Origin of the sequence: Fusibacter tunisiensis (assembly GCF_016908355.1) — a bacterium.
GTDB lineage: Bacteria > Bacillota > Clostridia > Peptostreptococcales > Acidaminobacteraceae > Fusibacter_D > Fusibacter_D tunisiensis.
Map to the genome: position 1 here is coordinate 1 of NZ_JAFBDT010000041.1, position 10,340 is coordinate 10,340.

Annotated in this window: 7 protein-coding genes, 1 tRNA gene and 1 riboswitch; all 8 genes read right to left on the minus strand. The window is 42.5% G+C overall.

All coding sequences use genetic code 11. The annotated features are described in order from the left end of the window. Positions 1-423: 423 nt before the first annotated feature. On the minus strand, positions 424-1,653 hold the full coding sequence (gene glyA / locus JOC49_RS12555; protein ID WP_204665385.1) for a serine hydroxymethyltransferase: 1,230 nt from the start codon (positions 1,651-1,653) through the stop codon (positions 424-426). 19 nt (positions 1,654-1,672) lie between these two features. Next, on the minus strand, positions 1,673-3,073 hold the full coding sequence (gene lpdA / locus JOC49_RS12560; RefSeq protein WP_204665386.1) for a dihydrolipoyl dehydrogenase: 1,401 nt from the start codon (positions 3,071-3,073) through the stop codon (positions 1,673-1,675). 13 nt (positions 3,074-3,086) lie between these two features. Further along, on the minus strand, positions 3,087-4,544 hold the full coding sequence (gcvPB, locus tag JOC49_RS12565) for an aminomethyl-transferring glycine dehydrogenase subunit GcvPB (RefSeq protein ID WP_204665387.1): 1,458 nt from the start codon (positions 4,542-4,544) through the stop codon (positions 3,087-3,089). Continuing rightward, the gene (gene gcvPA / locus JOC49_RS12570) at positions 4,538-5,887 is read right to left on the minus strand and encodes an aminomethyl-transferring glycine dehydrogenase subunit GcvPA (RefSeq protein WP_204665388.1); all 1,350 of its coding nucleotides are present in this window, start codon (positions 5,885-5,887) and stop codon (positions 4,538-4,540) included. The genes gcvPB and gcvPA overlap by 7 nt, the downstream gene beginning before the upstream one ends. 2 nt (positions 5,888-5,889) lie before the next feature. Further along, positions 5,890-6,273, minus strand: a complete 384-nt coding sequence (gene gcvH, locus JOC49_RS12575) for a glycine cleavage system protein GcvH (RefSeq protein ID WP_204665389.1) — start codon at positions 6,271-6,273, stop codon at positions 5,890-5,892. Between the two features lie 85 nt (positions 6,274-6,358). Continuing rightward, positions 6,359-7,462 carry a glycine cleavage system aminomethyltransferase GcvT gene (gcvT, locus tag JOC49_RS12580; RefSeq protein ID WP_204665390.1) on the minus strand — a complete coding sequence of 368 codons (1,104 nt, stop codon included), beginning with the start codon at positions 7,460-7,462 and terminating at the stop codon, positions 6,359-6,361. A gap of 196 nt (positions 7,463-7,658) precedes the next feature. After that, positions 7,659-7,758, minus strand: a riboswitch (glycine riboswitch). 82 nt (positions 7,759-7,840) lie between these two features. Next, on the minus strand, positions 7,841-9,535 hold the full coding sequence (locus JOC49_RS12585; RefSeq protein WP_204665391.1) for a M3 family oligoendopeptidase: 1,695 nt from the start codon (positions 9,533-9,535) through the stop codon (positions 7,841-7,843). Positions 9,536-10,012: 477 nt separating this feature from the next. Further along, positions 10,013-10,098, minus strand: a tRNA-Leu gene (locus JOC49_RS12590). Positions 10,099-10,340: the final 242 nt, after the last annotated feature.

Sequence of the window (10,340 nt, forward strand, 5' to 3'; positions counted from 1 at the left end):
TCGCGTCGAGTATGCCTAAAGGCATGGGGAGTGAGGCTAAAGCCTCGGGGAGTGGCAGCAAAGCTGCCGGGCAGTGTGCCTTCGGCACGTTAAGTACTAGTTCGTAGCGGTGATTGCGATTACACGCTGCGAAGCAGCATTCAACGCACCGAAGGTGCCCTCAACGTGCCGTCAGGCACCCCCCTAACTACTAACCAACTATCCCCTAACTACTAACCAACTATCCACCAAAAAAAACGCTTCATGAAAGTTCAAGAGTCACATCATCTTGAATCTTCACAAAGCGTTTTTATCTTTTCCACGGGCCGTCAGCCGCAAGCCACGCTGCGAAGCAGCATTCAACGCACTGAAGGTGCCCTCAACGTGCCGAAGGCACCCCCCTAATTACTAACCAACTATCCCCTAACTACTACCCCCTATCCCCTACAAAAGCGGGAATCGATCGCAGAGGACTTTGACTCTTGCACGAGCTGGTTCGAGGTCGCCGTCTTTGTTTTCAATGGTCCAGTTAATAATGTCTGCAATTTCAAGCATCTCTTCTTTGCCAAATCCACGTGTTGTGGTTGCAGGGGTTCCGATTCTAAGACCACTGGTAACGAAAGGACTCGCTGTTTCGTTTGGAACCGTATTTTTGTTTGTGGTGATGCCGACTTCATCTAAAAGTTTTTCTGCTTCTTTACCTGTTATATTTTTGTTGCGAAGGTCCACAAGCATTAAATGATTGTCGGTACCGCCCGATACAATTTTAAAGCCTTTTTCTGCAAGGGCTTGAGCCAGTACAGCGGCATTTTCAACAACTTTTTTCTGATACATTTTAAAATCGTCTGACATTGCTTCCTTAAAGCACACAGCTTTTGCAGCGATAATGTGCATCAGCGGACCACCTTGAATGCCAGGGAAAATCGCTTTATCAATAGCCTTTGCATATTCTGCTTTACAAAGGATTGCACCACCTCTTGGACCTCTAAGTGTCTTATGAGTCGTGGTTGTTACAAAATCTGCATATGGAACTGGATTTGGATGAACACCAGCAGCCACTAAGCCTGCGATGTGGGCCATATCCACAAGAACATAAGCGCCTATTTCATCTGCAATTTCTCTAAACCGTTTAAAGTCGATTGTACGGGAATATGCACTTGCACCTGCCACAATCATTTTTGGCTTTTCAGCCAAGGCTTGTGTTCTAAGTGCATCGTAGTCGATAAAGCCGTTTTCATCAACGCCATATGAAACAAACTCATAAAGTTGACCTGAGAAGTTTACAGGGCTTCCATGTGTCAAGTGGCCCCCATCAGAAAGATTCATGCCGAGCACTTTATCCCCTGGCTTGAGAACTGCCATATAGACACCCATATTGGCTTGTGAGCCTGAATGAGGTTGAACATTTGCATGGTCTGCACCAAAAAGTTCTTTCATACGGTTTCGTGCAAGGTCTTCGCTTAAGTCTACAAACTCACAGCCACCATAGTAGCGCTTATTGGGATAGCCTTCAGCGTACTTATTTGTTAAGTGAGACCCCATCGCTGCCATAACGGTTGGGCTGGTAAAATTTTCAGAAGCAATCAGCTCAATATTGGAAGATTGACGCTTAAGTTCAAGTTCCATCGTTTCGTAGAGTTCCGGGTCGTTCTTTTTAATTAAATCCAAATTCATAAACATCTCCTCATTTCTACTATTTAACTCGCGCAGGGACCATATGAATGGCTTCATTCTTAAGGCCCAAAGTCGCTTCTGCAAACGCCTCACCCAAAGTTGGATGTGCGTGAATGGTATTGGCTATTGCGTCAACTTTCAGTTTCTGAGTAATCGCAAGTGCCCCCTCATGAATTAAGTCAGACGCATGAGGGCCCATAATGTGAACGCCTAGTATGGTATCTTCAAGATCAGAAATGACCTTAATAAAGCCATCTGGTTCTCCAATGCTAAGCGCTTTCCCATTTGCAGCAAATAAAAATTTGCTTTTTTTAATTTCAATGCCCTGGTCTGCAGCTTGATCTTCTGTAAGACCCACACCTGCAATCTCCGGGAACACGAAAATGCAATTTGGAACGACATCGTGATTGCCTTGGTGGGACAGTCCCATAATGGTTTCAACTGCAGCAATGCCTTGGTGGGATGCAGCGTGTGCCAGCATGATTCTACCATTGACATCCCCAATCGCGTACACGTTTGGATTTGTGGTCTTGAAATGAGTGTCTACAACAATTCCCTTGCGTGTAAATTCAATTCCTGCAGCTTCTAGGTTAAGGCCATCCATAACTGGTCCACGCCCTGTTGACATGAGAATCTGGTCTGCCTCGAATCGCACCTCACCCTTTTTCCCTTCGCCAACGAGAACAAGACCATTTTCAGTTTGCTCAATACGGCTGAGGGATACATTTTTGTTGAGTTTAATGCCATTCTTTTTAAGAAGAGGGGCAAAGCGTTTTGTGATTTCAGTATCCACTTCCCTAAGGAAACGATCCGACCGGATAACCACATCTACCTCTGTACCCATCGCCGCAAATATGCCTGCAAATTCCATGGCAATAACACCACCACCTGCAATGACAAGTTTTTTAGGGACTTTATCAAATTCCAAAAGTTCCTTGCTTGTAATGACACCTGGAAGGTCAATGCCTTCTAGTTCAGGCATACTGGGTTTAGAACCCGTTGCCACAATAATGTGGTCACAGGTTAAAGTCTGAGTTTCACCGTTATCAAGGACAATTTTAAGTGTATCTTCTGAAACAAATGATGCAGAGCCTTGAATCACATGAACGCCATTGGCTTTCAAAAGTTGCTCAATTCCAGTCACAAGACTTGTCACCACAGTGTCTTTACGGGATTGAATCTTTTCCACATCAATGGCAACTTCTCCTGTTTGAATCCCAAAATCCTCAATGTGCTTTAACGTATTTAGAAGCTCCGCATTCTTGTAAAGTGTCTTCGTAGGAATACAGCCATAGTTTAGGCATGTTCCACCAATCTTGTGGCGCTCAATCAGCGTCACTTCAGCACCCAGTTGAGCCCCTCTAATTGCGGCGACGTACCCACCCGGGCCGCCTCCTATTACGACAATCTTTTTTTGCATGCAAGCCTCCTATTTATTGTTTTTCCCATTTTAAAATGGGTGACCGCGCTGCCATAACTTCATCCACCCTTCGGATTGGCGTTGTGGTTGGCGCATTTTTCAAGAGTTCAGGCGTTTCTTCTGCTTCTCTTGCAATATCAATCATTGCATCAATAAATGCATCTAAAGTTTCAATACTTTCTGTCTCTGTTGGCTCAATCATAATCGCGTTTGGTACGATTAATGGGAAATAGACAGTTGGTGGGTGATAGCCTCTGTCAAGGAGCCTCTTGGCAACATCCAAAGTGCTGCATGTGCTCAATTCATTTTTAAGACCAGCCAAAACAAATTCATGTTTACAAATGGTATCTACTGGCAAATTGTAATGTGCTTTGAGTTTATTTTGCATGTAATTTGCATTGAGGACAGCCATTTCAGAAACACGCTTTAACCCTTCTGCACCCATGGTCAGAATATAGGTATAGGCACGGACCAAAATCCCAAAGTTTCCATTAAAGGCTTTCATGCGGCCAATGCTATCTGGTCTGTTGTGATCTAGCGTAAAGCCAGTTTCAGTTTGAGCCACAACTGGTTTTGGTAAAAAGGGTTCCAAATGTTTCTTAACACCAATTGGACCAGAACCAGGTCCGCCACCACCATGTGGTGTTGTAAAGGTTTTATGCAAATTGTAATGTACCACATCAAAACCCATGTCTCCCGGACGTGTTTGCCCTAAAATCGCATTAAGGTTGGCACCATCATAGTAAAGTAGGCCGCCTGCCTCATGGACCAATTTGGCAATTTCCACTATATTTTTCTCAAAAAGACCAAGCGTACTTGGATTCGTGAGCATTAATCCAGCAATTTCATCGTTAAGGGCTTCTTTTAAATTGTCAAGATCAATGGCACCATCACGTGTTGACTTGATTTCAACCACATCAAAACCAGCCACATGCGCACTTGAAGGGTTGGTCCCGTGTGCTGAATCTGGCACGATAATCTTAGTTCTTTTGGCATCACCACGCTTTTCATGGTAAGCCTTAATTATCATAAGACCAGCAAGTTCACCATGAGCACCCGCTGCAGTTTGGAGTGAGAAAGCATCCATACCGCCTATTTCAGCTAGTGCGCCAGACAAGTTGTGCATCAATTCCAGTGCGCCTTGTACAGTGCCTTCTTCCTGTAAAGGGTGAAGGGCAGAAAACTTAGCGAGCGAAGCCATGTCTTCATTAATTTTAGGGTTGTATTTCATGGTACAAGACCCTAGTGGATAAAAACCAGTATCCACACCAAAGTTTTTATTGCTTAAAAGGGTGTAATGGCGAACAACTTGAGGTTCACTTACTTCCGGTAGACCCAGTTCAGTTTTCCTGATCATATCCGATGGGATAACACTTTCTAAATCGATACCGTCCACTTTGCAACCAGGAAGTCGATAGCCTTTTCTGCCCTCTTTTGAAATTTCAAAAATGAGTTGATCATAATTTACCATTTGATTTCCTCCATTGCTTTAATCAGACAATCGATTTCATCTTTTGTGCGTTTTTCAGTGACACAGAAAAGAATGCGATTCTTTTGGTCTGGATATGTTTTGCTTAAATTATAGCCACCAAGGAATCCTTTTTCGATCAGCTGCTGGTTCAAAACATCTACATCTATATCCGTTTCAAGGACAAACTCCCTGAAAAACGGTTGTTTGTATACAGGTCTAAATTTCCCCGTTCCAATTAATTGGTTGTATGCATAATACGCTTTTGTAGCAGATTGTTCTGCAACTTCTTTAAGGCCTGACTTGCCCAAAAGTGACATATAGATCGTTGCTGCAAGTGCATTGAGCGCTTGATTTGAACAAATATTAGAGGTCGCTTTTTCACGGCGAATGTGTTGTTCACGGGCTTGAAGCGTGAGTGTAAAGGCACGTTTGCCATCAAGATCTACCGTTTGTCCAACAATTCGGCCAGGGAGTTTACGCATTTGTTTTTGAGTTGAAGCCATGAATCCAAGATATGGGCCACCAAAATTTAGGCTATTCCCCAAAACTTGGCCTTCGCCTACTGCAATGTCAGCCCCATATTCACCAGGTGTTTTTAAAAGCCCAAGTGAAATTGGATCTACATTCATTATAAAAAGCGCTTTATTGGCATGTGCAAGTTCAACACCTTCTGTGCAATCTTCAATATTACCAAAGAAGTTTGGCGATTGCATAATGACACCTGTGGTATCAGAATTAACGAGATCTCGCATGGCTTCCATGTCTGTAACGCCATCTTTCATTGGCACTTCCACAACTTCAACGCCATTAAACCGCAGGTAGGTTTTAACCACTTCACGTGTTTCAGGGTTTACGGTTTCTGAAATGACAATTGTATTGCCTTTTTGATTGCCTGCCGCAAGCATTGCCGCTTCCGCAGTGGCAGTTGCTCCATCGTACATGGACGCGTTTGATACTTCCATATCTGTAAGATTGGCAATCATGGTTTGATATTCAAATATCGCCTGCAAAGTCCCTTGACTGATTTCAGGCTGATACGGTGTGTAGGCTGTATAGAATTCAGATCGGGAAATTAAATGATGCACTGCTGATGGAATTGCATGGTCATAAGCGCCTGCGCCTCTAAAACATACCAATTCTTCAGTGCTCTTGTTCTTATTTGCCAAGTGACGCATTGCCTTGCTCACTTCAGCTTCTGACAGGGGTGGATTGAGATCGAGCCTTCTGCCCAGTTTAATGGACTCGGGGATATCGTCAAAAAGACGGTCCACCGAATCCAAACCAAGCGTTTTCAGCATCTTCTCCTCATCCTGCTTTGTGTTCGGGATGTAGGGAAAGTTCATTCTTATGCCTCCTCATTGCAAAATGCTTCGTATTCTCCAGCATTCATAAGTTCTTCGAGATCTGCTGCATTGTCTAATTTGATTTTACAAATCCAGTTTTCATAAGGGTCGCCATTAATAAGGGCTGGATCGTCATCAAGTTCTTCATTAACTTCAACGATTGTTCCCGATACTGGCATCAACATATCTGATGCTGCTTTTACAGATTCAATCGTTCCAAAATTATCTTCAGCTTCAAAAGCGTCGTCTACTTCTGGAAGTTCAACATAAACGATTGATCCCAATTGATGCTGTGCAAAATCTGTGATGCCAACAAGCGCCACATCCCCTTCGAGTTTAACCCACTCGTGATCTTTTGTGTAATACAATCCACTTGCGATTTTCATAACAAACCTCCTGTAAATTCATCATTTAATTTTCCAGGGAAACATCCCTGGTAACAGTATACCTGTATTTGCATTTAATAAAAGTCTATTTTTTATAATTCTTTTGATAAAATCTTTTGCTCACAATTGTAGCTGGGAAAACCTTCTTGCGTACTTTAATGCCAATTTCAGATCCCATTTCACCATACTTGGCATCAATTAATGCAAGGCCAATATTTTTCTTAAGTGTTGGTGAAAAATAGCCTGTTGTAACAAGACCGATTACGTCTTCTCCGACAACCACTTCATAACCATGTCTAGGAATGCCTTTTTCCATTTCAAAGCCTACAGTTTTGCGTGGCAGACCATCCGCTTTTTGCTTAGCAAGGGCTTCCTTACCAATGAAATTTTCTTTAGTCAATTTAACAAAGAAACCAAGTCCAGCTTCTAGTGGTGTAATGTCCTTGTCAATCTCATTGCCATAAAGCGGAAGTGTTGCTTCAAATCGAAGTGTATCTCTAGCACCGAGTCCAGCAGGTTTTAGACCCATTGGCTCGCCCACTTTCATGATTGCATTCCAAACTTTTAAAATGCTCTCATTGTCTGTGTAAACTTCAAAGCCATCTTCACCTGTGTAACCAGTTCTGGAAACCAAGCACTTAGCCCCTTCAATGGTTACATTACGATTGCAATAGAAAAACTTGATATCTGCCAAATCCACATCTACCACTTTCTGAAGAATTTCTTGAGCGATTGGCCCTTGAATGGCCAGTTCAGATACCTGTGATGAAATGTTTTCAAGTGACATGTCATAGCCTTTAGCTTGTTCTTGCATCCAAGCAAAATCTTTGTCTACATTGCTGGCATTGATTACAAGATAATAGTGATCACTTGCAAATTTGTAAACCAAAAGGTCATCCACAACGCCACCATCTTCATAGCACATCATGGCATAAAGAATTTGGTTGTCTTCCAAAGTTGCCACATCATTTGTAACGAGATTTTGTACAAAGTCAAATGCTCCAGGCCCTTTAACTTCCACTTCTCCCATGTGTGACACATCGAACATGCCTGCAGCCTTTCTCACAGCCTCGTGTTCTTCAATAATACCTTCATACTGTACTGGAAGCGCCCAACCGGCAAAATCAATGACTTTACCCCCAAGTGCCTCATGCGCTTCAAATAGCGCGGTCTTTCTTACTGTTTCCATAATCGACCTCCTTCATCCATACGTTCCTATTATGCCCTTTTATAGCGCAATTAACCTCAATTATTGAATAAAAAAAGGTATGCAATGGACGCAGCAAAAAAGCTGCCATTGCATACCTCTGTATCTTTACCTGAGAGTTTCTCGCGACGCATCGCACTTCCGCCTTCGGTGCCTTAAAAAGGTCTCTCCAGAGTCCCATCCAACAACACTACTTGGGCCTGAGAGTTTCTGGCGTATCGGCTATACGGCCATTGCTCCTTCGGCTACCCTTTAAAGGTATCTCGCATTGTCTTCACTTGGGTCATTAATTCAATTATCAGGCAGATTTAACTGCCACTCTTATTCTATGGGATGCGGCGTAAAATTTCAACACAAATTTTAGGCTTTATCTAATTTTTTGTCGTCAATGCCATTGAGCCATGCTTCTAGTGTCGGAACTATCCCTTTAATCGACCCTTCTTCAAAAGGATTTTGAAGGTTGGCAACTTTTATAAGTTCAGTAAATGGAAGGCTTCCACCCTTGTTACAGAGTCTAAGATAATCCTGCCAAGCCGTCTCACGGTTTTCTTGTAGTTTTACGAAAAATTGGAAGGCACATACTTGGGCCAGCGTGTAATCAATATAATAAAATGGATCGCCAAAGATATGACCCTGTCTAAACCAGTAACCACCTCTTTCAAGGAAGTCATTGCCTGCATAATCTCTATGTGGTAAATACTGTTTTTCAAGTTCACGCCACTTGGCCTTACGCTCTGCCGGGGTCATTTCTGGGTTTTCGTAGACAAAATGTTGAAAGTCATCCACCAAAACACCATAAGGTATAAATAAAATGGCCTCACTTACATGGCTGAATTTATACTTTTCTGTTTCTTCTTTAAAGAAGGATTCCATCCAAGGATAAGTGATAAACTCCATACTCATGCTGTGGATTTCACAGGCTTCAAGTGTTGGCCAGACGTACTCTGGAAGTTCATAATTTCGGCTTTGATACACTTGGAATGCATGACCTGCCTCGTGTGTCAAAACGTCCACATCACCCGACGTTCCGTTAAAGTTCGAAAAAATAAATGGGGCTTTATAATTTGGAATAAATGTACAATACCCGCCACCAGCTTTTCCCTTTTTTGACTCCAAATCCAAGAGTTCATTGTCAATCATAAAATTGATAAACTCTGAAGACTCTTTAGAAAGGGCCTCATACATATGCTTTCCATTTTCAAGAATCCACTTGCCATCTCCTTTTGGGGTTGCATTTCCCGTTGTAAATGCAAGCGGTTCATCATAATACTTAAGCGTATCTAGACCCAACCGTTCTTTTTGACGCGCGCGCAATCGCGTTGCAATTGGCACAATATCCCTAAGCACCTGTTTCCGATAAGATGCTACATCGTTGCGGTCATAATCTGTTCGATTAAGTCGCATGTACCCCACTTCCACAAAGTTCTCATATCCAAGTTTACGGGCAATCCGTGTCCGAACCTGTACCAAATCATGATAAATCGCATCAAACTCCGCTTCTTTTTCCACAAAAAATGCGCTCACTGCTTCTTGAGCCGCTTTCCGCACATCAGGATCTTTAGACTCATAATATGGCCCCATTTGTGCTAAGTTCCGTTCTTCGCCATCAAATTGAATTTTTGCCGAAGCCCTTAATTTGGTATATTTCGACGCCAAGGCATTTTCCTGCTTAAGGTCTTCCATGATTTCCGGCTTAAAAGTCTTGAGATTCACATCAATCAAATTAAAAAGATGGTCTCCAAATGCCTTTCTCAATTGATCTTGATAAGGCGATGCTGCTATTGCCCGATAATATCGGTCCACAAGTTCTTGATAAAGAGGGGCATTTTCGTCCATAAAATCATTTTCAGCATCATAAAACGCATCCTCTGTATTGATGGAATGTCTAATGCTAACCAATGTAAATGCCGTCTCTACATCATTTCTAAGTGCATTGATTTCCGTAATGATACGGACTTGTTCTTCAGCCGTTTTCGCATTTGAAAACGCTTCAATCTTCTGATTAAAGTTCTGCTGCAGTACTGCCATATCAGGTCTTTTGTATGCATAATTCATATCATTTCTCCCTGTTCTATGTCTTTTTACAAATCATTTGCCTTTCTATAGTGTACTAAATTTTCTGAAAAAACAAAACAAATATTTCAAGATAAGGGGATAGTTGGTTAGGGGGTAGTTGGTTAGGGACTAGTTGGTTAGTTGGTTGCCCTTAACGCACCAAAGGTGCAATCGACGTGCCGAAGGCACATTTCACGGCAGCTTTGCTGCCACTCCCCATCCCCTAGCAACTAGCCCCTAACCACAAAAAAACACTTCATGAATTTTCAAGAATTACATAAACTTGAATTTTCACAAAGCGTTCTTATCTTTTTCACACGATATTTTGACATAATCAAAATTCGCAATCCGCATGACGAAGCCATAATCAACGCACTAAAGGTGCATTTAACATACCGTCAGGCATACTTGATGAGGCGTTAGCCGCAATCCACGTGCCTCTAGGCACAATCCAATACACTTATTACAAAAAAATCGTGGTGCAGGTGACAGGACTTGAACCTGCATGAAGTTGCCTTCACTAGAACCTGAATCTAGCGTGTCTGCCATTCCACCACACCTGCAAAGCACTTAAATAGTATAACGCCAAATGATCGCAAGTTCAAATCTTTTTTTGTTTTTCTATTAATATACCTTCATAGGGTCTTAATGTGCTATGCTGTCCATAAGTGTTGTAATTGCGTGACATACTCCCACCACTTAAGAAGTGAGGGCTTCTCGTTCGAATAGCCTAATGGCTACAGCATAAGCGAGCTATCCCCGTGTGCCCCACGGTTCTTTTATAATTTATGCTGATAATATACGC

What these genes read in the sequence shown, in the direction of transcription:
- JOC49_RS12585 (WP_204665391.1), bottom strand. Translation starts at nt 9,535, where the DNA reads ATGAATTATGCATACAAAAGACCTGATATGGCAGTACTGCAGCAGAAC.
- gcvH (WP_204665389.1), bottom strand. Translation starts at nt 6,273, where the DNA reads ATGAAAATCGCAAGTGGATTGTATTACACAAAAGATCACGAGTGGGTT.
- lpdA (WP_204665386.1), bottom strand. Translation starts at nt 3,073, where the DNA reads ATGCAAAAAAAGATTGTCGTAATAGGAGGCGGCCCGGGTGGGTACGTC.
- glyA (WP_204665385.1), bottom strand. Translation starts at nt 1,653, where the DNA reads ATGAATTTGGATTTAATTAAAAAGAACGACCCGGAACTCTACGAAACG.
- gcvPA (WP_204665388.1), bottom strand. Translation starts at nt 5,887, where the DNA reads ATGAACTTTCCCTACATCCCGAACACAAAGCAGGATGAGGAGAAGATG.
- gcvT (WP_204665390.1), bottom strand. Translation starts at nt 7,462, where the DNA reads ATGGAAACAGTAAGAAAGACCGCGCTATTTGAAGCGCATGAGGCACTT.
- gcvPB (WP_204665387.1), bottom strand. Translation starts at nt 4,544, where the DNA reads ATGGTAAATTATGATCAACTCATTTTTGAAATTTCAAAAGAGGGCAGA.